Origin of the sequence: Salinirubellus litoreus (assembly GCF_037335815.1) — an archaeon.
In the GTDB taxonomy this organism is placed as follows: Archaea; Halobacteriota; Halobacteria; order Halobacteriales; family Haloarculaceae; genus Salinirubellus; species Salinirubellus litoreus.
Map to the genome: position 1 here is coordinate 125,023 of NZ_CP147841.1, position 22,739 is coordinate 147,761.

Genomic DNA, 22,739 nt, shown 5'->3' on the forward strand with positions numbered 1-22,739 from the left:
CGGACGGCGGACCTCAGGCCAGCGCGTAGACGGTCGTGAACAGAACGGTCGTGGTGGCGAACCCCGCGAAGATCACCGGCAGTAGTCCCTCGGTCCCGCTCACGACCACGAACACGACGACGGCGAGGAGGAGGGCGACGATGGCCGTGATGAGGCCCTTCCTGAGCGGTTCGGGGAGCGCGACGCCGGACGTCGACCCGGCCGGCTCGCCCGACAGGGCCTGCTCGTCGTTGGCCATGAGCGCACACGGTAGGGCGGGGTGAAAAGTATGCTCCTACATACTGTGTATTTTACGTATCCGTCGTCGAGGGCTGATCCGGACTCCCAGTAGTGGCACGCCTGTTCGTGGCGGTCGGGAGAGCGTGACCCGCCCGGGGGACGGCGACCGGTGACCGAACGATCGACCGGGCAGGCGATCGGGTACACCGTATCGTGTGGCAATCGTGAGTACTGTCGCGTACAGAGAGAGTCCAGTCACCTCGTCCGTCCGGTAGTTGGGCCAGTTCGTCTTCCCGAGCCCGCCCCGCCCGTCGTCGCGAGTGCGAGCAGAATTAGCGACGGAATCACACAGTCGGGTGTTACCCACGACGGTCGCCCCGGGTTCCAAACGACGACTACGTTCTCACTACCCTCACGCGGATACGTGTGCGACTTCGACCCAGCCGTCGGTGTGAACGGTGACCTCACAGGACTCGATCAGGAGTACGAGCTTGCCGCCTTCCCGGGGGGTGCCATCAGCCGTCGGCTCGAATGCGCGTTCGAGAGCGTCGGGATCGATGCTCCCCCGCAGTTCGGTCTCGATCCGCTGAAGGGGGGCGTCGGTGAGCTCTTCGACCGCGCTCGTGATCGGGAGATGGAGTTCCGTGTCGCCCGCCCAGTCGTGAAAGAAGACGATCACCTTCTCCTCCGTGCCGAGGTCTTCGATCCGTATGAACTCCGAGAAGGCCATTCGTTCGACCACTCGTATCGTACACTGCTCGCTCACCGCTTCCTGGTTTTGCTTGCCTCTGCCAAGAAAGTAATTGGAGGAGGGCTGGTTCGAATGATCTCTCTAGTGATTGCCCTGTTCGAAGCGTCGCTGAGAGCGGCTATGCGGATTTTGTGCGACCGCCGACTCCTCGTAGCGACAGCGTGGTCACGGCCCGCTCGGTTGATACACTGGAAGTCGAAGGGGGGATTTCACCCTACGTCGGTGACCTGGCCCGACTCGATATGCTTGAACGACATCCCCTCACAATCGGGGCAGGGAACGCGGCGCGGCTCGTAGACGCCAGCGTTCGATCTTGCGGGGACGAACTCCCCACAGGAGAGACACATCACCAGGTCCATCAGACAGTCACCGCCGTAGCGGGACCCAGCGTCGAGGACTCCACACCCCATATCACACTACTCCTCGCTACAGAGAAAAATCGGCTCGGCATAGAGGCGAGAGTTACGGCCAGTATATAGGCTGTACACTTCCATAGGAAAGATTTTTATCAGTAATCGAACATTTACTCGGGACCGGAGGACGACGACCTGAGCGTCGAGTCGAAGAGCTTCCTGCTGCCGCGACGGATCCGTTCGGAGAGTGCCTGTCTGGTGATGCCGAGTTCGTCGGCGAGTTCGTCGAGAGTCGTCCCTCGCGGAACATCGAAGTATCCGCGTTCGGTGGCGAGAACGAGCGCCTTGCGCTGGGCCTCCGTGAGGTCGAACTGATGACCGTGTTCACCCGACTCGGTGAGCGTATACGTCCGCTCGACATCGACGTGGAGACCGCGGTCGATGAGGTAGTCGTGAAACGCGGAGAGTCTCTGGTGATCGGGAAACCGCAGGCGGAACGACCAGCGTCCATCCCCCCGGGCCTCGAGTATCACCGCGTCGGTCCGCGCGATCCCTTCGAGCAGGTCCGTCGGCGCTTCCTCCCACTCGATGCGGTAGAGCGCGCTGTCCTCGATCCTGTCCAGCACCTGCAGTTCCTTGACCGAAGGATGAGTCCGCACCATCTCCTCGAATGCCGCTTGATTCTGGCCCGTAGCCCAAATGAAGGGCATGACCTGGTTTCCCGTAGGAACGATGCGTTCGAGTTCGAGACGCATGTCTGGTGGGCCCGATAACACCTCCCCGAGTTGGAACGCTCCCCCCTCGATGCTGAATTCGACGATAACGCTCACGTATCGAATACCCGTAAGAATTTCCGCTTCATAGGGTGGTTGCCTGCACTCGCAAGCATCCCCTTCCCGATATTCGAGTGCACGATCCCCCGTGGAACATCCGGCGGACTGGGCCGCCACCTCGGGGCACCGATAGAGATGTTGTACCCCGTGTCGAATTATATATTTATAACGCTATCAAATAGCATAATATCGACACGAATGTGGTCGGTGCTGTCGTGGTGATGGCCGGTGGTCACATAGCGTCCTTCCGGTAGCCACGCTGGACGGTTGACCGTAGTCAGTCAGTACACCCAGAATGTGGGGACTGTACGGACTCGGAGAAGGCGTCATTAATGCCGCACGTGACTCGATCGGAGGGACCGTCGTCGGGGCAACGGCAGTATGGATCGTCAGTGATCGGGAACCCATATCCTCGCTTATGGGTACGAGTACGTTATTCTACTGACACCTGTGGTGTACCTGTTCCAAGGTTACATCAAGGAGAGCACAGAGGAAGTAGACGACGAATCGTCCGACGGAGACATCAAAGAGACGGGGTGGCCCAGGACGTGCCTCGTGATGACCCCGATGGCTACCCCTGGGAGAAGACGACCGTGCTACCCCTGTCGCATCCCGTTGACGCCGATGTATCGGTCTCACGTCGATGTCCGAACGATGGAAACGCGGTCTCGGGACCCCATACCGGGGGCAAGTGAACCCCTCCCCTGTGGGAGCGTTAGGGACCTATCGGGCGGGGCGATCTCGACCGAGGGAGGTCAACGGGTGTGAACACACCGAGGGGTGTCCATACAGCGTCTTCAAGCGATCGTGAACAGCACGAGGTTGTGCGCGCCGGGACCGAGCCCCACGGCCGCGGTGAGTCCCACGAGCAGCGACCCCCAGCGCGGGTCCTCCTCCAGGTAGTCCGCGAGGACGACGAGCACGACCGCCGCGAGCGCGGTCTTCACGAGGACGAACAGCCACCCGCCGCCGAGCCCGGGGGTGAGCGCCGCGCCGGCCTCGATGAGGAGCCGGGAGAGCGGCGTCTGCTCGCCGAATCCGAGCAGGTCGGTACCGACGGCCGTCGAGACGCCGTCGAGGACGTGCCCGAAGACGAGGACGAACCCGGCGGTGCCGGCGACCCGGGTGACCGGCCGAACGCGCCGGACCCCGGCCCACACGGCGAGGCCGAGGACGACCGCGACGACCAGCCCGAGTCCGGGGAGCAGCGGTCGCAGCCGCCCCGCGGAGAGGAAGGCGAGGCCGGCGACCGCGAGCGCGACCGCGATACCGGAGACGAGCAGGAGCGAGGGGACCGAGGGGAACGACCACGAATCCGTCTGGACCCCGCTCGCACGGAGCGCCGCCCACACGAGTCCCCCGAGGACGAACGTCGAGAGGTAGACGGCGGGTGAGCCGAACAGCGGTGCCACTGGCGCGGGAACGCCGCCGACCTGGAACAGCGCGTAGCCAGCGCCCCCGGCGACCATCCACGGGGCGAACCCGGCGACGACCGCCGGGGTCACCTCGGGGTCGAGCCGGGAGAGGAGGCCCGCGACGCTCCCGACGGCCACCAGTAACCCGAGCAGGTAGGGTAACGGTGGGAGGGCGAACCCCGAGGGGAGCAACTGGAGGGCGACGAACGGTACCCCGAACATATCCCGACGGCGGTCCGGCCGGGCGAAAGCGTTCCGGTCCCGACCCGTCGAGCGCCTCCCGCATCGAGCGTATCCGGCCCGTTATGCCGCTCGAACGCGTAGCACCGAACGATGACGGAGAGCCCTCCCGACTACCGGCCGGGCGTCTGTAACATCGGCGGGCGCGAGCGACGACGCCGGTACCAGTACGCCGCCGTCTGCGGCCTCGCGGCGGTGGTGTACGCCGCCGTCGTCCTCGTGTGGTCGGGTCCGACCGCGCTGCTGCTCGGCCTGTTCGTCCCCTTCTCGCTCGGCGTCGAGTTCCTGCTGCAGGCCCGGCGGTCGTTCTGTGCGAGACTCGGCTTCCGCGGTCGGTTCGACCTCCGCGGCGGGGACGGGAGCGAGTCGGTCGCGGCCGACGGGAGCGGTCGCGCCGACGGGGACGTTCGGCCCGTCGCCCTCCCGGACGAGGTCTCCAGGGTGGGCCGCGTGACCGATCCGTCCGATCGGGCGGCCGACCGGCGGTACGCCCTCGGACTGACGGCGCTCGGCGTGCTCGGCGGTGCCGTCGGGACGACGCTCGTCTACGCCGCCGCGGTCGCGTTCGGCTGACCTCGGCCATCCGGCTCAGCCGCTCCACTCGTCCCTACTCGGTCCGGAGCGCGTACTGGAGGACGGCAAGCGCAGACCGGCCGTCCCGCAGTTCGCCCGCGACCGCCCGGTCACGGAGGTCGGTGAACGAGGCCGACCCGACGCGGATGGACTCGTTGTGATCGAGCGCCTGCTCGGCGGTCGGCTCACATCCCCGGGCGACGAAGTAGTGGAACGTCGAGTCGAGCAGGCCGTTCGCCGGCTCGTAGGTGCCGAGTTCCTCGAACGCGGCGGCCTCGTGGCCCGTCTCCTCGGCGAGTTCCCGCCGGGCCCCCTCGATGGGTGTCTCCTCGCCCTCGAGCCCCCCGGTGGGGAGCCCGAGGTTGACCCGGCCGACCGCCTGTCGCCACTCCTCGATCACCACGACGTCACCGTCCGGCGTGAAGGGCAACAGGACCACCGAGGGCGGCTCGGTGAGGTAGTGAAAGACCGTCTCGGTCCCGTCGGGGAGCGTGACGTCGTCGCGGCGGACGTCGAACCCCGGACAGCTGTACTCGATCTCGCCCCCACGGGTCTCCCAGGCGAGCGGATCACCCGTCCCGTTTCCGTCCCCGCCGTCGATCCCGTCGCGGGCGTCTCCCTCCTCGGTCATGTCCCGAATGGGCCCGGACGAGACATGAACGCGGTGGTTCGGACCCCACGAGAACGGCTACCGATCGTCTCCCGCCCGGGCGTCGGGTGTCGGGGGAGCGGCCCCACCCCCGCCGGCGACGATGGGGGCGTCGACCTCCTGCTGGAGCCGTTCGAGGTCGTCCGCGCTCTCGGCGACCCCCGTCGTCACCAGCATCCGGACCGCCCGGCGGACGGAGATGTCCGTCTCGTGGAGCGTCGACTCGGGAACGACGATGAGGTGGCCGACGGTCGGGTTCGGCGAGTGGGGAACGATGACCGTGCTCGTCGACTCGCCGGAGACGTCGTCGGCCACGTCGGGGCCGTCGCCGGTGACGAACCCGAGCGAGTAGACGCCGAGCCGCGGGTACTCGACGAGCACGACCCGCTGGAAGCGGGTGTCGCGCTCGGTGAGCGCGTCCGAGACCTGCCTGACGCCCGTGTAGACGACGCTCACGAGGGGGACGAGCGAGACGAGGCGGTCGAAGGCGTCGACCGCACGCTCACCGCCGGAGCGCTGGGCGAGGAAGCCGAGCAGCGTCACCACGACGACGATGATGAACACCGCGAGCACCTGTGCGAGCGGGTGGATGTTCGCCGTGAAGCTCGTGAGGCCCGCCTCCTCGACGATCGGATCCAGCACCCCCGAGAGCCGGGTGAACACGAACTGGAGGACGACCAGGGTCACTGCGAGCGGCGCGACGAGGATCAGCCCCGCGATGAAGCTGTTCCGAAACTCCGTCCGGATGTCCATGCCGCCCGGTAGCGGCGAACGGGGATATACTGTCGGTCGGGGACGATCAGGTCATCGTCGTGGATCGGGCCGGCCGGCGCGTGGTGTCGTGATCTCCTCCGGATCGTCCACACGGAGCCCGAACGGGAGCGATGAACCCGACGCTCGGAGGCCAGCCCCGGCTATAGTAGCGTTTGGAAGTCTGTACGCACGGACGGGGGGACGTCCCCGTCCGGAGTGTGTCATCGGTTCCAAACGCTACTACAGACACCCCGTATCCGTTCGCGAGTGACGGGTCCCGTCGACCGGTCAGGGCCCGACCACGAGCCCGAACGCGCACAGCACGACCACGAGGGCGTACAGGACCAGGAGCGTCGTCCGCTTCGGACACTCGACAGCCTTCCGCACCACTCGTCCCACCATCCCGTCCCGACCGACGGGACCCAGGAGCAAGTACGGGCGGTCGGTCTCGCTCACCGAGCCGACCGGAAGGGCGAAGTCCGGAACCGCTCGTCCGCGACGACCACCGGCCCGTACGGCCGGTCGTGACGACGCCACCGGTGGGAAGGCGAGGTCGAGAGATCACCCGCCGGGGAGTACGACCGACCGTATCAGGGTTCGTCGTAGGTGATCCCGGTCGCCTCCGCGGTCACCTCGGCGACGTGCTCGTTGAACGCCTCGACGAACGCGGGGAACGTCCCCGCGAGCTCGCGGGTGTCGGGGACCGAGGGGGGGCCGTACTGCGAGAGGAGGTAGGTCCCGCCGTCGCCGCCGACGCGGAGGTACGAGGCGCGATCGCCCTCCCACTTCAGCTCCCAGCGGGTCCCCTCGACCCGCTCGGCGAAGGTTCCGTAGTCCGTTCCATCGAAACGGTGGAGTTCGCCGGCCATCGCGTCGGCCGTCTCGCGGATCGCCGAGAGCACCCGGTCGCGCTCGGCCGCCACCTCGGCGGTCGAGGCCACCTCGGGGAAGTCGGTCGGTACGTCGTCGAGGACGCCCGAGAGCGACTCGACGTACTCGTCGAACGTCTCGACGAACGCCCCGTAGTCGGCCATCGCCGCCGCCAGCGCGTCCGGTTCGGGGTCCCGCTTGGTCGAGACCACGTACGTCTCGGTACCGTGTCCCTCGAACAGGAGGAACTCCAGCCCGCCGGCCTCGTACTTCACCGTCCAGGTGCCCGCGTCGGTCCGGAACGTCTCCCGGCCGTAGTCACCACCGCCGAGGACGGCGAGTTCCCGGGCGATACGGCCCGCGTGATCGCGGACCGCCTCCAGTACCTCCTCGCGGCGCTCGGTCACCGCGTCGGCGTCGGCCACGTCGAACTCCAGACCCATCGTCCGAACGAGGTGGTCGACGGGCATAACCCCACCGTCCGCGGGTTTCGGCTCGTCTCGCGATCCCGTATTCGACCGCAGTCGGTGCGGAACACCCCGGCTCGGAGCAAACGATAAGTACGCGCGGCGGTCGTCGACTGGTGGACGACGCGGCGCGAACACCCGACCATGACCACCTACGAGATAGAACGGCCCGACGGCCCCGAACGGGGTATCAGAGTGCGGTGTCCCGACCACGACGAGGAGACCGAGTTCCAGCCCGGACACCGGCGCGGAACGTTCTACTGCTCGATCTGCGGGTTCGAGATCGAGGTCGCGCTACACGACACCCTCGACTGGCGAGACATGGGGGAGCAGTGTTAGGACGATCTGAGTGAATCGAAGCGGTCGCGCTGTGAGTCACCATGCGCTCGGATCTCCGCTTCTGACACGTCGCCCGGACCACGCTACTCGTGGGTAGGTGGGCCGGCGCGGAGTTCGAACACAGACGGACGTGCTCACGTCGTTGCGCGTGTCCTCCCTGCTCAAACCTGCTTGGCGTTCATTTCCCACCCGCTACGGACGCCTGGCTGCCGCTCGTCGTCGCGAAGTGGGGTGAAAATGGGCCGGCGCAGATTTGAACTGCGGTTACGGCCACCCGAAGGCCGAAGGATGCCAAGCTACCCCACCGGCCCGCATCACCCACGAGGCTCCAGGTCCGTTTAATGGTTGCGGAACGACCCCTACCCGGCACAGGAGGCGACGACCTCCTCGGCGGACACCTCGCGGGGTTCGGGCTCCCGGTACCCTCTGAACTCGAACGAGGCCCGCTCGGCGTCCTCGTCGACCGTGATACCGAGCGGCGAGTCCGGGCCGTCGAGCCCGGCCGCACAGACCCCGGTCCGGATCGGGTCCGCGCTGTCCCCGAGCGCCGGTGACGAGAGCGACCCCGAGGCGTTCTCCGTTCCAATCCCCTCCAGGCCGACCGTCGTCTCGCCCGTTCGGGCCCGCGCGGAGACGCTCTCGTTGCTCATCCTGACCCGGACGTCGCCGCCGAACCCGACGATCGTGACCACCCCCTCCTCGACCGTCCGCGTCACGTCCGTCGCCGTCGACTCGACCGTGTCGGGTGCGACCGTCCCGGCCACGGCCACCCCCGACGTCCCCAGCGCGATCGCCCACAGCAGTATCCCCACCACCACCACCCGATTCATGCCTCGATATCGTCGACAGGTTCATATAGGTGTTCTGGCACCCCCGTCACCGGTCGGTGTCACCGTAGCTATCTGACCACACCGGTTCGGACACGAACGGCCGCCCGGCCCGGTCCGACCGCCGGGGCAGGGTCAACTCCGGATTTGAGTCACCGGAACTGACGAGAGGTCGACGGGACGATTCCCCGCTGTGATGCCCTCCACCGATACCCCCATCCACGCCGCCGTGGCCGCGGTGTCGGCCACGCTCGCTGCGGTCGCCGCGCGGGTTCGGCGACTGGTCGTGGGCCTCCGGTCGCTCGCCGCGGGCACCGCCGCCGGGATTCGCGACCTGCTCGGCGGCCCCGTCCGGCGGGCCCTCGTGGGCCCCGTCCGGACCGCCCTGCTCGGCCGCCGGGCGGAGGTGTCGCTCGCCGTGGCGCTGTCCGGCCTCGTGCTCGCCGTCGGGGCGGCCTGGTGGGTCGGCGACCTCGGCTTCGAGACGCTCCTCCGGTGGGTAGAGGGGACCTGGGCTGGTACCGATCCCCGCGCGTTCGTCCTGGCGGGGGCCGCGGCGCTCGTGGCACTCGCGGCTGTCAGCGCCGGGGTCAACTCCGGGCTCGTCCCGACGACGATGCTCGTCGCCGGACCCGTCTTCGGCGCGGCGGTCACCCGCTACGGGACGACCGTCGAGCGGGGGACCGGCACGGCCGTCGTGTCGCTCCCCGAGGCGGTCGGCGTCGCGGCGCTGTTCGCGGTGGCCGTCGGACTCCCGCTGGCCGCCGTCGGGTTCGTCCTCGGCGTGGCCGCCCGCCGGGTCGTCCACGTGTTCGCCGACGGCTCGGGCCGCCCCCCCGTACCGGAGCGGCTCTGACCGGTCCCGGTCCGTGCCGTTCACCAGTCGTCGTCAGCGGTCGAGCACGAGCACCACGGATCGATAGCCCGATCAGTATCGCGTGAACCCCTCGGTGTCGAGCCAGTTGTGCGCGACGGTGATCGCCTGGTCTGCGTGGAGCCGCTCGGGACCGAGCGTCACCCGCTCGTCGGCCCGCTCGGCGAGCAGTTCGGCCTCCTCGTCGGTGAAGTCCCGGTGGTCCGAGAGCACGAAGACCGCGTCGTCGGGCGGGTCGGCGTCGACGACCGGATCGCCGTCCTCGTGGAGTTCTACGACCGTCCCGTCGAGCCGGTCGAGCGTCGCCCCGAGCCCCCGTCGACCGACGTAGACCCCCGGGGAGGGTTCGGCCTCCATAGCCCCGATCGCCCCGTCCCTCGCGGCTAGCGCGTCGCGGATACGGGCTCCCGTCGACCGCTCGTCGGGGTTGAGCCGCCGTACCTCGCTTCCGTCGAACCGCACGGTGTACGAGCCGCCGAGCACGAGCGAGACGGTCGCGTCCTCGCGGATCCCGTGCGAGGTGAGGAGCGCGCTCGTCACGCACCGACAGAGCACGTCCAGTCGGCCGGCCCCGGGGAGGTCGTCGAGCGAGAACTCCGCGTCGAGGGGTGCCTCGTGGCCGACCACGACGAACCGCCTCACCGTGACACCCCCGCGGGCGGCCCGTTCGTGAGCGTCCCCGGTCCGGTCGGAGCCTGTGTCTCCATGTCCGTCCGGGCATCGGACGGCGGGGTACTTGGATCGGCCGTTGACCGACCGTGACCGGTAAGAGGGACGGTTCACGTCTCGATACCGTCCGGCCCTTCTCGACCGGATCGGTCCGAGGGGAACCGTGCAGACCGGCCGTCGATATCGCGCGGCAAGCGTCGCGGGGGTGGCCGTCACGACCGCGCTCGCAGTACGGGTGGGTAGCGCCCGGCCCGTCCAGTCGTTCGCCGTCGGCCTCCCCGTCGTCGGCCGCCTCCCGGTCGATCCCGCCGGATCGGAGTTCGCCCTCCAGGCCGCGACGACGCTCGCGGTCGTCCTCCTCGCGTTCCTGCCGCTGTACGTCCCCCGTCCCCGGCGGCCGCTCGATACGGTCGCGCTCGCCGGGCGACGTGTCCTGCTCGCGACGGTGGCGCTCGCCGCCGTCGGCTACTTCGACTACACCTACCGGCTCCCGCGGCTCACGCTGGTCCTCACCTCCGGGATACTCCTCGTGCTCGCGCCGGCGTGGTTCCTCTCGCTCCGGCGGTCGACCGACGGTACCGCCGAACGGGCGGTGATCGTCGGCGACGACCCGGGGGCCATCGGGGCGGTCGTCCGGACGACCGACGCCCCGATCCTCGGGTACGTCTCCCCGTCCGGGCCGGCACCCCGCGCGCCCGACCACGGACCGCTACCGGACGGCGGTGTCCAGGAGGGCGTGCTCGGGAACCGGGACGGGTCACCCGCCGGACCCGACGCCGTATCGCTGGACGGGGTAGCCTGCCTCGGCGGCCTCTCGCGCCTCGAGGAGGTGTTCGTCGAGTACGACGTCGACGTCGCGGTCCTCGCGTTCACCCGGCCGGACCGGGCGGAGTTCTTCGGGACGCTCGAAGCCTGCCACGCGAGCGGCGTCGTCGCGAAGGCCCACTCCGACCACGCCGACGCGGTCCTCACGGACGGACCCGCGGTCGGGTCGCTCGTCGACATCGACGTCGAGCCGTGGGACCCCGTGAATCGACTCCTGAAGCGGGCATTCGACGTGATCTTCGCCGCCGGCGTGCTCGTCGCACTCGCCCCCGTGATGCTCGCGGTCGCCCTCGCCGTGCGACTCGAGGACGGCGGACCCGTCCTCTACGGCCAGGAACGGACGGCCGCGTTCGGCGGAACCTTCCGGGTACGGAAGTTCCGGAGCATGGCCGTCGACGCCGAGGATCGGGGAGCGAAGCTGAGCGAGGAGGACGCCGGTGGGGTCGACCCCCGGGTGACGCGAGTCGGGCGGATCATCCGCCGGACCCACCTCGACGAACTTCCACAGCTCTGGTCGGTGCTCCGGGGGGAGATGAGCGTCGTCGGCCCCCGCCCCGAGCGCCCGGAGCTCGACACGGACATGGAGCGAGCGGCCCCGGACTGGCGGCGGCGCTGGTTCGTCAAGCCGGGCCTCACCGGGCTCGCGCAGGTCCGTGGCGTCACCGCGTTCGCCCCCGAAGTAAAACTCCGCTACGACGTCGAGTACATCCGACGGCAGTCGCTCGGGTTCGACCTCCGGATACTGCTCCGGCAGCTGTGGCAGGTCGCGGCCGACGCCTACCGGCTCCTCGTCGAGGACGCCACCGACCGGTAGAGTCCGTCGTAGTCGTCGAGCATCCGATCGCGCGTGAACAGGCGCTCGACACGATCGCGACCGTTCCCGCCGAGCCGACGCCGACGGTCGGGATCGGCGAGCAGCCCCGCCAGCGCGTCGGCGAGCGCCCCGGCGTCGCCCGGCGGGACGGTGACGCCGGTCTCGCCGTCGGGGCTGACCCACGGCACCCCCGAGGGGAGGTCGGTGTTCACGACGGGGAGTCGGTGGGCCATGGCCTCGATCTGGACGATGCCGAACGCCTCGCTGCGCTCGACCGAGGGGAGGACGAAGACGTCGGCGCGTCGGTACTCCTCGTGGAGCGTCCCGTCGTCGACGCTCCCCTCGAAGGAGATCCGGTCCGCGACACCCAGCTCACGGGTTCGACGTTCGAGCGCAGCCCGTCGGGGCCCGTCGCCGACGACGACGAGCCGTGCGGAGATCCCCCGGGCGTCGAGGTCGGCCATCGCGTCGACGAGGTGCTCGATCCCCTTGTAGTAGTTCAGCCGGCCGACCGCGAGCACCCTCGGTGGATCGTCGCCCCGATCGGGGTCGGGAGAACCCCCGTACGCAGGATCGTCGAGGTCGACCGAGAGCGGGACGACCGTCGTCTCGATCCCGGGATCGGTCAGGGTGTCCGAGTGGGTCAGCAGCCGCGGCGACGTGGCGACGACCCGCTCGGCTCCCCCGAGGAACCGACGCTGGAGCGGCCGATAGAGCCGCCCGGTCCGGGCCTGTCTGACGATGTCGCTGTGGTAGGTGACGACGTACGGGGTCGACGGGCGAACGAGCAGGTGAGCGATCACCCCCAGCGGGTTGGGCAGGTGGTAGTGGAGGAGGTCGACCCGCGGGGCCTCGCGCGCCAGCGCCGACGGGAAGCCGGGCGCGATCGGGACCGACAGCACCTCGCCGAACGATCGGACGCCGGTCACGTCGACCCCGTTCACCCGCCCGGAGCGACCGTCGGCCCTCGCCGCGAGCACCCCCATCCCGTGTCGGTCGCTCAGCCCCTCGGCGAGGGCGTGGACGACCGCCTCGACGCCACCCACGGCGTCGTAGAGCTTGTTCACCTGCAGGACGTCCATTCGACGGGAGGTCCGCGGTCGGAGGTCAAATCGTTTCCGTGAGGCTCGGTAGACGTTCGGCCCGCCGATCGCGGCGAGGACGGCCGGGCGACGGAGTGGGTGAACGGGCTACGTCGTCGGGCTCACGCCCGGAGAAGCTCCCGGATCGTCGCCTCGACCGATTCCCGTGGCTTCCAGCCGAGTTCCTCGCGGATACGCGACGTGTCGACGCCGAACTCCTCGACGAACGTCTCGCCCGCCCGCGGGTTCTCGACGAGCCTCATCTCGGGGTCGATCCCGCGCTCCTCGCGGGCGAGCCGCTGGACCGTCTCGGCGACCGCCATCACGCTCGGGTCCTCGTCGCTGGCCAGTTCGTACCGCACGGTACCGGTCTCGTCGGCCGCCCGGCGCTCGACCAGTTCCGCCGTCGCCCGGACGAACCCGCTGGCGACGTCCCTGACGTGGACGAAGTTGCGGGCCTGCGTCCCCGGCTCGTAGACCGTGAGCGGCTCGCCCGCGAGCGCCCGATTCACGAAGAAGTTGATGACCGTCCCCTTCGAGACGGTCCGGCCGTCGACCTCGTGTGAGCCGTAGAGGTTCGAGATCATGAACAGGGTGGCGGGGAACGCCCCCTCGGCCATCGTCTCGATGGCTCGCTCGCCGAGCACCTTCGTCCGACCGTACCAGTTCAGCGGGTCACGCTCCATCCCCACCGTGATGGGGAACGACGCCGGGTCGCCGAGGACGGCCATCGAGTAGGGGAACGCCATGGCCGCGCCGGTCTTCCGGCAGAACCAGGCCACGTTGTTCGTCCCGCAGACGTTCACCTCGTAGGAGAGGTCGGGGTGGTCCGCACAGTCGTCGACCCCGGAGATGGCCGCGAGGTGCAGGACGACGTCTACCCCCGAGAGCGCGTCCTCAAGCCGGTCGCGGTTCCGCACGTCCACGTGCTCGACGGTGACGTCGTCGATCTCGCGGACCGCCCCGAGGTAGAAGTTGTCGACGGCGGTCAGCTCCCAGTCGGGGTGTGCCTCCCGGAGCTCCCCCACGACGCGGCTCCCGATGTACCCCGCAGCCCCGGTGACCGCGACGTGGGTCACCCGCCCTCACCTCGCCCGGTGTGGCCGTACCCGTGCATACCCGCACGAACGGGGGCGGGGGCAAGTGCGTTCCGGAGTCCCCCGGACGGAGCGGCCGTCCGTCGGTGAGTCGACACGCACGGCGGGTGGAGCTCCCGCCGTGATCGACGATCCGCGGCAGGTGATCCGGACGTAGCCACCGCCCTCGGCCACCACCGACGGAAGTCACCGGTCGCCGTCGTCGACGAGCGAGAAGCCGGCTCCCGGTGGCCGTCGCCACCCGAGGACGCCGCTCGGAATCGCCGGATCAGTTTCGGATCGAATGCCGACCGGTATCAGTAACGGATACATCTTAAGTATCCTCGTCTCGTAGGTCGGGTGTGGCAAAGGACACACTCAGCGACATCGCAGGCCTGCCCGACGAACTGGGCATCGACGAGGACTTCGCGCGCAGCCAGCAGCGACTCAGCGTCCGGGTCGAGTCACGCCGATACGGCAAGCCCATGACGCTCGTCTCAGGGTTCGACCCCGACCTCACCGACAAGGGTGACCTGAAGGAACTGGCCTCCGACCTCAAGCGCGAGGTCGGTGCCGGTGGCACCGTCCGCGACGGGACCATCGAGGTGCAGGGCGACCACGCCGGCCGGATGCCCGGCCTTCTCCGCGAGCGCGGCTTCGACGTCGCCTGAGACCTACCCGATGAGACGTTCGACGCGTTCTCTACTCTGACGAGATCCCCCGTACGTTCAAGTAGGAGAGCGGGACCAGACCTGCCCGGCCATGTCCGAGACGCACCCGGCGGTTGAGCCCACCCCCCGACGGTCTGCTCGATTCGCCAGCCCCGCGGTCCGACCCTCCACTCCGCGTGAACGTCCGACAGTGACGGACGGTTCCGGCGCGTGAGCGACCGTGCGCTCGTCGCCTACGAGCGACCCGACGGCGACTACGACTGCCACGCGGCGCGGTGGACCGAGGGTCTGGGAGCGCGACTCACCGCGCGGACCCCGTTCGGCGGTCGGGGAACGCCGGTCGATCCCTCGCCCACGATACGGGGCGTCCCCCGCGAGGAACTCTCCGAGCGCGTCGAGTTCGGCCGGCACGAGGCGCTCGTCGTCGTCGACGCCTCGTACGGGACGACGACGTTCGTCGCCCTCCCGTTCGGGCTGCCGGACGCGACGGCCGCCGGCGGCGCGCTGATCGAATCTCGGGGGACCCTCGACGGGGTGTACCTTCACGGGTGGGTCCGGGGGTTCCGGGCGGCGCTCGCAGAGGCGATCGACCAGGGATTCGACGATGCGATCGGCGTCGACCGCCTCCGTGCGGAGGCCGAGGGGTTGGCCTCGGAGGGGCGGACCGTCCACGTCGTCGGTCGGTGACGGGGGGCTTTTGTCCACGCGCCGGCTACGCCTCCGACAGTGACAGACGCCGACACCGACGCGAACGCCCGGGACGCCGGAGACGAGCGCGCCGTCGACCCGCCGGAACCGGACGGGACGGCCCCTGGCGTCTCGACGCTGGTCGGCCCGGGCGTCGAGACGGCGCGGGCGTTCCTCGCCGACGCGCTGGCACGGGAGTCGCTCGTCACCGTCTTCGGCCGCTGTACGGTCGAGTACGACGGCCGCGCCGCCTCCACGCTCGGCCCGGGCGACCGCCACCTCATGGTCAAGCCCGACGGGAGCGTCCTCGTCCACACCGAGGAGGGCCAGCAACCCGTCAACTGGCAACCACCCGGTTGCACCCACGAGATTTCGGTGGGAGAGGGCCACCTCCGTCTCCGTTCGGAGCGGACGACCCCCAGCGAGGAACTCCTCGTCGAGTTCGAGTCGGTCGGTCACGTCGCCGCGTTCGACGCCCGTGACGAGGGGACGTTCGCCCTCTCGGGGACTGAAGCGGACCTCCGCGAGCGGATACTCGAGGACCCCGACCTCGTCGAGCCGGGGTTCACGCCGCTCGCCACCGAACGGGATACCGCCGCCGGCGCGGTCGACGTCTACGGCGAGGACGAGCGCGGCCGCGTGGTCGTCCTCGAACTGAAGCGCCGGCGGGTCGGGCCGGACGCGGTGGGCCAGCTCACCCGCTACGTCGAGGCGCTCCGACGCGAACTCCACGCCGACACCGAGGTTCGCGGGATACTCGTCTCGCCCTCCATGACCGACCGGGCCAGACGGCTCCTCGCCGAGCAGGGCCTGGAGTTCGTCGCGCTGGGGCCCGAGAGCGGGGTCGGGGAGTAGCGACGCGGTCGGTCGGCGCTCAGTCGTCCGTCTCCCCGGCCAGCCGCTTCAGTTCCGCGAGCGTGTTCAGCGCTTCGAGGGGTGTCGTGCTCCCGACGTCCACGCTCTCGATTGCTTCGAGGAGTTCTGTGGGGACCCGGCCTCGCTCTCCGTCGACGACGTCGGATCCGTTCGTGCCGTCCGCGTGGGTCTCACCATCCACACCGTTCGCCGGGGCCGCGTGCCCGTTCGTCCGCTCGTCGGGACCGTCCCCGATGAGATCCCGGGCCCGCTCGACGACGGGATCGGGGACGCCGGCCATCCGGGCGACGTCCACCCCGTAGGAGGCCGTGGCGGCCCCCTCGCGTACCTCGTGGTCGAAGGTCACGCCCTCCCCGTCGCGGGTCCCCTCGAAGTGCCAGTTCCGCGCCCGCGGGAGCGACTCGGCCACGGCCGTCAGGTCGTGGTGGTGGGTCGCGAACAGGGTGAACGCGCCCACCTCGTCGTGGAGGTGCTCCGTGACCGCGCGGGCGATGGCGAACCCGTCGGCCGTGGAGGTCCCCCGGCCGACCTCGTCGAGGAGGACGAGCGACTCGGACGTGGCTCCGGCGAGGATGTCCGCGAGTTCGGTCATCTCGACCATGAACGTCGAGCGCCCGCCCGCGATGTCGTCGCTCGCACCGACGCGGGTGAACACCCGGTCGATAACCGGCAGACGAGCGGACTCGGCGGGGACGAACGACCCGGCCTGGGCGAGAACACAGGAGAGCGCGACCTGGCGCATGTACGTCGACTTCCCGCTCATGTTTGGTCCCGTGATGACCGCGAGCGGCGCCTCTCTATCGAGGCTCGTATCGTTCGGGACGAACGACTCCTCCGTTCGCTCGACGACCGGGTGTCGCCCCCGGCGTATCTCGATGGCGTCCCCGCCCATCTCGGGTCGGCAGTAGCCGTGGCCCGCGGCGACCTCCGCGAACGAGACGAGCGCGTCGAGTTCGGCCACCGCACGCGCGACCCGCTGGATCCGCTCGGTCTCCTCCGCGACCGACGCGCGGACCTCGCGGAACAGCTCGTACTCCAGGTCGTCGGCCCGGCCCTCCGCGCGGACGATCTCGTCCTCGCGCTCCTTCAGCTCGGGCGTGACGAACCGCTCGGCGTTCTTCAGCGTCTGTCGGCGCTGGTACTCCTCCGGTACCGCGTCGAGGTTCGGGTCCGTCACCTCGATGTAGTAGCCGTGGACCTGGTTGTGGCCGACCTTCAGCGAGCCGACGCCGGTCCGCTCGCGCTCCTCGGCCTGGAGCGAGTCGATCCAGGCCTTCCCCTCCCGCTCGGTCGCGCGGAGTTCGTCCAGCCGTTCGTCGTACCCCTCGCGGAGTACGCCGCCCTCGGTGAGTTCGATGGGCGGGTCCTCGGCGACGGCCTCGTCGATGGCCTCGCGGACGTCGGCGAGGGGGTCGAGCCGTCCGTGGAGTTCGCGCAGGCGGTCGGATTCGGCCCCGTCGAGGGAGCTCCGGAGGTCCGGGAGGGTCGCGAGGGTGTCGTGGAGCGAGCGGAGGTCGCGGGCGTTCGCCCGGGCGCGGGAGACCCGCGCGACGAGCCGTTCGAGGTCGTAGACGTCGGCCAGCCGGTCGTGGAGATTCTCGCGGGCGGCGACACTGTGAACGAGTTCGTCGACGGCCTCGTGGCGGGTGGCCGCCTCCTCGGCGTCGAGCAGGGGACGCCGGAGCCAGTCGTGGAGTTTTCGGCGGCCCATCGCACACGCCGTCTCGTCGACCACGTCCACGAGCGCGGTGCCCGCGGCCCCGTGGACCGACCGCGGCTCGAACAGTTCGAGCGACCGCACCGCGACGGCGTCCAGCAGCATGTGCTCGCGAGGGTCGTACCGCGTCAGGTGGTTGAGGTAGTCGAGCCGCCCGGGGTCCTCGCCGTCCTCGTTCGCTTCTCGCGGGTCGCGTTGCTCCCCGCTCGAACGTCCCGCGGACCTCCGGTCCGCGCTGACCCCACGGGCGTACTCGGCGTAGGCGAGCAGCGCCCCGCAGGCCCGCACCTCCGCCGTCGAGGCGAGAAGCGTCCCCGGGGGTCCGAAGTACGACGCGACCGTCTCCTCGGCCCGCCCGGGCTCGAAGGCGTCGGGGTCGTAGGGGGTGACCATGCAGTCGGCGTCGAACACCTCGACGCCTTCGCCTACTTCGGGGCTCACCACGGCCTCGGCGGGGCCGAACCGCCCGACCTCGTCGCGGACCGCTTCGAGGTCTGGCAGGCCGGTGGCGTAGAAATCGCCGGTCGAGACGTCGAGCATCGCCAGCCCGTAGGCTCGCTCCTCGCGCTCGGCCGCGTCCGGCTCCCGCGCCAGTGCGGCAACGAAGTTGTTGTCCGCTCCACCCAGGAGTTCGACTTCGGTGAGCGTCCCCGGCGTGACCACCCTCGTTACCGCTCGCTCGACCGGCCCCGTCACCTCCTCGGGATCCTCGACCTGGTCGGCGACGGCCACCCGGTAGCCCGCGTCGAGCAGCGTCTCGATGTACGACTCGGCGCTGTCGACCGGCACCCCCGCCATGGGGTAGGTCCCCGTCGAGTCCTCGCGCTTCGTGAGCGTTATCTCACAGAGCCGGGCGACCAGTTTCGCAGCGTCGCAAAAGGCTTCGTAGAAATCCCCGACCTGAAACAGCACGAGCGAGTCGTCGTACCGCGCACAGAGGTCGCGGTACTGTCGCAGCATCGGCGTCAGCTCGCCGGCCATCGCCGCCGGCGGACCCAGCGCCGCGTCCCCGTCCATGCCTTCCGAGTGCGCCTCGGCGGGCAAATACCCCTCGGTCGCCGGGCGGTGACACCTCGTCCCCCGGGAAGTGTGCGCGGTTCGCTCACGTCTACCGACCTGCCGAAGTCGCTCTACGGACCGGACGGACGGGGACACGGTGGCTACCGAAACGGCCGTTCTTCTACTTATTCTACGGATCAGTACGTACCTCTATGATCGGAGATCCATCGTACAGGCAAAGCCGTTATTGTGCGGGGCCCGCTCTGACGTAGATACCGATGACGTACGTGACGAGGAAGGAGACGGAGCCCCCCGATGGGTAGCAGTGACGATCCGAGGGGCCTCGAACTCGACCCGCCCGCCACCGACGTGGACCTCTCGGACCCGACGTACTACCTGAACCGCGAACTCTCCGAACTCGCCTTCCAGGACCGGGTGCTCCACGAGGCGCTCGACGACCGGAACCCGCTGCTCGAACGGGTGCGTTTCCTCTCGATCTTCACGAAGAACATGGACGAGTTCTTCATGAAGCGCGTCGGCGGGCTGAAACAGCAGATAGAGGCCGACGTGACCGATCGGACGGCCGACGGCCGGACCCCCCGCGAGCAGTGGGAGGAGGTGCTCGGGACGGCCCGGCCGATGTTCGAGGCACAGACGGAGTGCTACCGGGAGAGAGTCCACGGCCTGCTCGACGACGCCGGAATCGAGGTGGTCGACGACGCGGCCGACCTCCGCGAGGACGAGCGCTCGCGGATGCGCGAGTACTTCGAGGAGTCGGTGTTGCCGACGCTGACGCCGCTCGCGTTCGATCCCGCCCACCCGTTCCCGTTCATCTCGAACCTCTCGCTCTCGCTGGCGGTGCTGACCCGCCAGCCCGGCGAGGAGGAGCCGACGTTCACCCGGGTGAAGATACCGCAGAACCGGCCACGGCTCGTGGAACTCGGGGAGTCGCGGTACGTCCTCATCGAGGAAGTCATCCGGGACAACCTCGACCTGCTGTTCCCGAACGTCGACGTCGTGAACACGTCGCTGTTCCGGCTCACCCGGAACGCCGAGGTCCGCCGGCACGAGGAGGTCGCCGAGGACCTCATCGACATGATCGAGGAGGTGCTCGAACAGCGCCGGTTCGCCACCGTCGTCCGGCTCGAGGTGACCGACGGGATGCCCGAGGCGGTCCTCTCGCTGCTGATGGACCAGCTCGAACTCGACGAGCGGGAGGTCTACCGGCGGGCGGGTCCGCTCGACTACCGGCCGTTCATGGAGCTGGCGGAACTCGACCACCCGGAGCTGAAGAACGACCCGTGGACGCCACAGCCCCACCCGCGTCTACGGCACGACGAGAGTGGGCCGATCGCCGGCGCGAGCGAGGAGGAGCCCCGCGACCTCTTCGAGGAGATACGCCGCGACGACGTCCTGCTCCACCACCCCTACCACTCGTTCGACGAGACCGTCCAGCGATTCCTCGACGAGGCCGCCGCCGACCCGGACGTGCTGGCGATCAAGGCGGCTATCTACCGCACGGCGAGCGACTCGACGGTCATCCAGTCGCTCATCGACGCCGCCGAGAACGGCAAGCAGGTGGCGGTGATGGTCGAGCTGAAGGCCCGCTTCGACGAGGAGAACAACCTCGACTGGGTGCGGACGCTGGAGGAGAACGGCATCCACGTCGCCTACGGGACCGTCGGCCTGAAGACCCACACCAAGACCGCCCTCGTGGTCCGGGACGAGCCCGACGGCGTACAGCTCTACTCGCACGTCGGCACCGGGAACTACCACTCCGAGACCGCGAAGGGGTACGTCGACCTCGGGCTGCTGACGGCCGACCGCGAGATCGGCCGCGACCTCACCCGCGTGTTCAACTACTTCACCGGGCCGTCGCTCGACGAGCAGTTCGGCAAACTGCTCATCTCGCCGGTGACGATGCGGCCCGAACTCACCCGGTTCGTCCGCCGGGAGGCCGAACACGCCCGGAACGACGAGCGCGCGCGCATCGTCGTGAAGGTCAACGGACTGGAGGATCCCGGCATGGTCGAGGAGCTCTACCGGGCGTCGATGGCCGGCGTCGAGATCGACCTGATCGTCCGGGACATCTGCCGGCTCCGACCCGGTCTGGAGGGCGTGAGCGAGAACGTCACCGTCCACAGCGTCGTCGGGCAGTTCCTCGAACACTCCCGGATCTTCTACTTCGAGAACGGCGGCGACCCCGAGTACTACCTGGGGAGCGCGGACTGGATGACGCGCAACCTCGACAACCGCGTCGAGGCCGTCGCGCCCGTCGAGGACCCATCGATCCGCGAACAGCTCCGGTTCAACCTCGAACTGATCCTCGCGGACAACCGGCGGCGCTGGGTGATGCACCCCGACGGGTCGTACACACAGCGGAGGCCCGGGGAGGGCGAATCGGTCGTCGACACCCAGGCGGTCCTGATGGACCGCACCCGGGAGGCGGTCGAGCGCGACGGCTGGCCGACCGGCATCGTCCCCGAACACCCCGCCGTGGGGCGGGAGCTACTCGTCGAATCCGTCGAGGAGCCGGCTCCGCCCCCGACCCCGTCGAACGGGGACTCCGATCCTGATCCCGGCGAGCGCGACGGCGACGGGGGGACGGTCCCGGCCCGGGGCGACGGCGAACCGACGACCGCGACCGACGGCGAGGGGGCCCCCGTCCGGACGGTGGACGAACGGGACGAACGGGACGAACGGGACGATTCGACCGACTGTGACCTCCCGGCGGCCTTCGGAACGCACCCCGACCGCTGGTACGTCCCCGACAGCGACCGGTACGAGTTCGCGGTCCGGACCCCCGACGGCGACCGGCGCTACTACGAGTCCGTCGCCGGCGCGGCCGACGCGCTCGAGGAGCTCTACGGCTGATCCGGGACCCGCGTGCGGCCACACCGGTTCGTGGGTATCTCCGGATCGCACAACGGTTATGCCCTCACACGGCCTCCCAGGGGCCGTGGATATCACGCTCTTCGAAATAAACCTGGACGGCGCGCAGTTCGGCCCGGCGACGATCGGTGAGCCGGTGCGAGGCAAGCGGGCGAAGGGGGAACGGATGACCGAGGGGACGACGGTCGTCACCGGAGCCGGCGATAGCGGGGCGAACGGGAACGGGACGAGTGGAGGCGGGCGGGCGGGCAGATTCGCCCGGTTCACTCCCGTCCTCGTCGTGGCCGGCGTCGCGGTCGGCTACGCCGCGTTCCGGCGGTTCCGGGACCGGAGCCCCCGGCTCGGCGTCGACGCCGAGCCCGTCGAGATCGAGACCTGAACGTCCGGACCCGCGTTTCGAGCGGTGTGCCGGGGTGAGTTTTCACGTCGGGGAGACGCGTCCCTCCCGGTCATGACAGCCGGACCGGCCGTCGAGACGAGCGAGTTGACCAAGCGATACGGCGAGGTCACCGCCCTCGACGCCCTCTCGCTCTCGGTCCCCCGCGGCGAACTCTACGGCTTCCTCGGCCCGAACGGGGCCGGCAAGTCGACCACGATAAACGTCCTCACGGGTCAGTTGAGACCCGACTCGGGGTCGGCCCGCGTCGCCGGTATCGATCCCGTGGCCGACCCGGTCGAGGCACGCGCCGCGGTCGGCATCCTCCCGGAGAACGGCCGTCCACCCTCTTTTCTGACGGTACGGGAGTACTTCGACTTCGTCGGGGTTACACGCGGGCTCCCCGACGACGTCGTGGAGACGGCCGTCGAGTCGTGGGCCGACCGCCTGGAGTTCCGGCCGAAGCTCGACACCCTCTGTACGGACCTCTCGCAGGGCGAGCGACAGAAGGTCCTCGTCACGCAGGCGTTCCTCCACGAACCCGACGTGGTGTTCATCGACGAACCGCTCACCAACCTCGACCCGATCATGCAGGAGCGGGTCAAGCGGTTCTTCCGGACCTACCGCGAGGCGGGCAACACGCTGTTCCTCTCGACGCACTTCATCGGCACCGCCGAGGAGATCTGTACCCGGGTGGGGATCGTCAACCGCGGACGGCTGCTCTCGGAGGTCGACCCCCGGACGCTCGGCTCGGGCGAGTCGCTGCTCGACCGGTTCTTCACCGCCGTCGACGCCGACACCGGTACGGGGATGGACGAGCGGGCGGCGACGGCCGCCGGGCTCGCGAGCGACCCCGCCGTGCCCGGTGCCGGCGGGAGCGGGGGGGACTGAG

The 22,739-nt window shown here is 69.5% G+C and carries 24 protein-coding genes and 1 tRNA gene; 10 read left to right on the top strand and 15 right to left on the bottom strand.

All coding sequences use genetic code 11. The features are described from left to right. Positions 1–13: 13 nt before the first annotated feature. From WDJ58_RS00600 to WDJ58_RS00620, 5 genes are all read right to left on the bottom strand, one after another. Positions 14–238 carry a hypothetical protein gene (locus tag WDJ58_RS00600; protein ID WP_338915682.1) on the bottom strand — a complete coding sequence of 75 codons (225 nt, stop codon included), beginning with the start codon at positions 236–238 and terminating at the stop codon, positions 14–16. Positions 239–631: 393 nt separating this feature from the next. Continuing rightward, positions 632–949 (bottom strand): HalOD1 output domain-containing protein, encoded by a 318-nt coding sequence (locus tag WDJ58_RS00605; protein WP_338915683.1) that lies wholly within the window; start codon positions 947–949, stop codon positions 632–634. Positions 950–1,179: 230 nt separating this feature from the next. Next, complete coding sequence (locus WDJ58_RS00610; protein WP_338915684.1) at positions 1,180–1,380, bottom strand: hypothetical protein; 201 nt, start codon at positions 1,378–1,380, stop codon at positions 1,180–1,182. A 113-nt stretch (positions 1,381–1,493) separates the two neighbouring features. Then, the gene (locus tag WDJ58_RS00615) at positions 1,494–2,273 is read right to left on the bottom strand and encodes a helix-turn-helix domain-containing protein (RefSeq protein WP_338915685.1); all 780 of its coding nucleotides are present in this window, start codon (positions 2,271–2,273) and stop codon (positions 1,494–1,496) included. 680 nt (positions 2,274–2,953) lie between these two features. Then, the gene (locus WDJ58_RS00620) at positions 2,954–3,793 is read right to left on the bottom strand and encodes a DUF63 family protein (protein WP_338915686.1); all 840 of its coding nucleotides are present in this window, start codon (positions 3,791–3,793) and stop codon (positions 2,954–2,956) included. 111 nt (positions 3,794–3,904) lie between these two features. On the opposite strand from WDJ58_RS00620, the gene WDJ58_RS00625 reads away from it, so the two are divergent. Further along, positions 3,905–4,384 (top strand): hypothetical protein, encoded by a 480-nt coding sequence (locus tag WDJ58_RS00625; RefSeq protein ID WP_338915687.1) that lies wholly within the window; start codon positions 3,905–3,907, stop codon positions 4,382–4,384. A 34-nt stretch (positions 4,385–4,418) separates the two neighbouring features. Here the strand turns inward: WDJ58_RS00625 and WDJ58_RS00630 are convergent, their stop codons facing one another. The 4 genes from WDJ58_RS00630 to WDJ58_RS00645 all read right to left on the bottom strand — a co-directional run bounded on the left by WDJ58_RS00630 (position 4,419) and on the right by WDJ58_RS00645 (position 7,099). Next, on the bottom strand, positions 4,419–5,015 hold the full coding sequence (locus tag WDJ58_RS00630; protein ID WP_338915688.1) for an NUDIX hydrolase: 597 nt from the start codon (positions 5,013–5,015) through the stop codon (positions 4,419–4,421). A gap of 57 nt (positions 5,016–5,072) precedes the next feature. Then, on the bottom strand, positions 5,073–5,786 hold the full coding sequence (locus WDJ58_RS00635; protein WP_338915689.1) for a DUF502 domain-containing protein: 714 nt from the start codon (positions 5,784–5,786) through the stop codon (positions 5,073–5,075). Positions 5,787–6,074: 288 nt separating this feature from the next. Then, a complete protein-coding gene (locus WDJ58_RS00640) occupies positions 6,075–6,242 on the bottom strand; it encodes a hypothetical protein (protein WP_338915691.1) in 168 nt (55 codons plus the stop codon). A 134-nt stretch (positions 6,243–6,376) separates the two neighbouring features. Then, on the bottom strand, positions 6,377–7,099 hold the full coding sequence (locus tag WDJ58_RS00645; RefSeq protein ID WP_338915692.1) for a hypothetical protein: 723 nt from the start codon (positions 7,097–7,099) through the stop codon (positions 6,377–6,379). Positions 7,100–7,267: 168 nt separating this feature from the next. On the opposite strand from WDJ58_RS00645, the gene WDJ58_RS00650 reads away from it, so the two are divergent. Continuing rightward, positions 7,268–7,462 (top strand): hypothetical protein, encoded by a 195-nt coding sequence (locus tag WDJ58_RS00650; RefSeq protein WP_338915693.1) that lies wholly within the window; start codon positions 7,268–7,270, stop codon positions 7,460–7,462. Between the two features lie 238 nt (positions 7,463–7,700). On the opposite strand, the gene WDJ58_RS00655 is transcribed toward WDJ58_RS00650, so the two are convergent. Together WDJ58_RS00655 and WDJ58_RS00660 are read right to left on the bottom strand one after the other, a co-directional pair. Further along, a tRNA-Pro gene (locus WDJ58_RS00655) sits at positions 7,701–7,773 on the bottom strand. 48 nt (positions 7,774–7,821) lie between these two features. Then, on the bottom strand, positions 7,822–8,292 hold the full coding sequence (locus WDJ58_RS00660) for a hypothetical protein (RefSeq protein WP_338915694.1): 471 nt from the start codon (positions 8,290–8,292) through the stop codon (positions 7,822–7,824). Between the two features lie 193 nt (positions 8,293–8,485). On the opposite strand from WDJ58_RS00660, the gene WDJ58_RS00665 reads away from it, so the two are divergent. After that, positions 8,486–9,145 (top strand): hypothetical protein, encoded by a 660-nt coding sequence (locus WDJ58_RS00665; protein WP_338915695.1) that lies wholly within the window; start codon positions 8,486–8,488, stop codon positions 9,143–9,145. 72 nt (positions 9,146–9,217) lie between these two features. Here WDJ58_RS00665 and trmY read toward each other — a convergent pair whose 3' ends face one another. After that, positions 9,218–9,805 (bottom strand): tRNA (pseudouridine(54)-N(1))-methyltransferase TrmY, encoded by a 588-nt coding sequence (gene trmY / locus WDJ58_RS00670; RefSeq protein WP_338915696.1) that lies wholly within the window; start codon positions 9,803–9,805, stop codon positions 9,218–9,220. A gap of 190 nt (positions 9,806–9,995) precedes the next feature. On the opposite strand from trmY, the gene WDJ58_RS00675 reads away from it, so the two are divergent. Continuing rightward, on the top strand, positions 9,996–11,471 hold the full coding sequence (locus WDJ58_RS00675; RefSeq protein WP_338915697.1) for a sugar transferase: 1,476 nt from the start codon (positions 9,996–9,998) through the stop codon (positions 11,469–11,471). Here the strand turns inward: WDJ58_RS00675 and WDJ58_RS00680 are convergent. Beyond that, positions 11,435–12,553 (bottom strand): glycosyltransferase, encoded by a 1,119-nt coding sequence (locus tag WDJ58_RS00680; protein WP_338915698.1) that lies wholly within the window; start codon positions 12,551–12,553, stop codon positions 11,435–11,437. The genes WDJ58_RS00675 and WDJ58_RS00680 overlap by 37 nt on opposite strands. Positions 12,554–12,675: 122 nt before the next feature. Beyond that, the gene (locus WDJ58_RS00685; protein ID WP_338915699.1) at positions 12,676–13,632 is read right to left on the bottom strand and encodes an NAD-dependent epimerase/dehydratase family protein; all 957 of its coding nucleotides are present in this window, start codon (positions 13,630–13,632) and stop codon (positions 12,676–12,678) included. Positions 13,633–13,991: 359 nt separating this feature from the next. Here WDJ58_RS00685 and WDJ58_RS00690 point away from each other — a divergent pair, with 359 nt between their 5' ends. The 3 genes from WDJ58_RS00690 to nucS all read left to right on the top strand — a co-directional run bounded on the left by WDJ58_RS00690 (position 13,992) and on the right by nucS (position 15,842). Then, complete coding sequence (locus WDJ58_RS00690) at positions 13,992–14,300, top strand: translation initiation factor (protein ID WP_338915700.1); 309 nt, start codon at positions 13,992–13,994, stop codon at positions 14,298–14,300. Positions 14,301–14,510: 210 nt separating this feature from the next. Continuing rightward, positions 14,511–14,987: a DUF6735 family protein gene (locus tag WDJ58_RS00695; protein WP_338915701.1), complete on the top strand. Its 477-nt coding sequence runs from the start codon at positions 14,511–14,513 to the stop codon at positions 14,985–14,987. 138 nt (positions 14,988–15,125) lie between these two features. Further along, positions 15,126–15,842 (top strand): endonuclease NucS, encoded by a 717-nt coding sequence (gene nucS, locus WDJ58_RS00700; protein WP_338917899.1) that lies wholly within the window; start codon positions 15,126–15,128, stop codon positions 15,840–15,842. Positions 15,843–15,861: 19 nt separating this feature from the next. Here nucS and mutS read toward each other — a convergent pair whose 3' ends face one another. Further along, positions 15,862–18,597, bottom strand: coding sequence for a DNA mismatch repair protein MutS (gene mutS / locus WDJ58_RS00705; protein WP_338915702.1), 2,736 nt, complete (start codon positions 18,595–18,597; stop codon positions 15,862–15,864). Between the two features lie 297 nt (positions 18,598–18,894). Between mutS and ppk1 the strand changes: the two genes are divergently transcribed. From ppk1 to WDJ58_RS00720, 3 genes are all read left to right on the top strand, one after another. After that, on the top strand, positions 18,895–21,453 hold the full coding sequence (gene ppk1, locus WDJ58_RS00710) for a polyphosphate kinase 1 (protein WP_338915703.1): 2,559 nt from the start codon (positions 18,895–18,897) through the stop codon (positions 21,451–21,453). An 85-nt stretch (positions 21,454–21,538) separates the two neighbouring features. Then, the gene (locus WDJ58_RS00715; protein ID WP_338915704.1) at positions 21,539–21,850 is read left to right on the top strand and encodes a hypothetical protein; all 312 of its coding nucleotides are present in this window, start codon (positions 21,539–21,541) and stop codon (positions 21,848–21,850) included. A 72-nt stretch (positions 21,851–21,922) separates the two neighbouring features. Further along, positions 21,923–22,738: an ABC transporter ATP-binding protein gene (locus WDJ58_RS00720; protein ID WP_338915705.1), complete on the top strand. Its 816-nt coding sequence runs from the start codon at positions 21,923–21,925 to the stop codon at positions 22,736–22,738. Position 22,739: the final 1 nt, after the last annotated feature.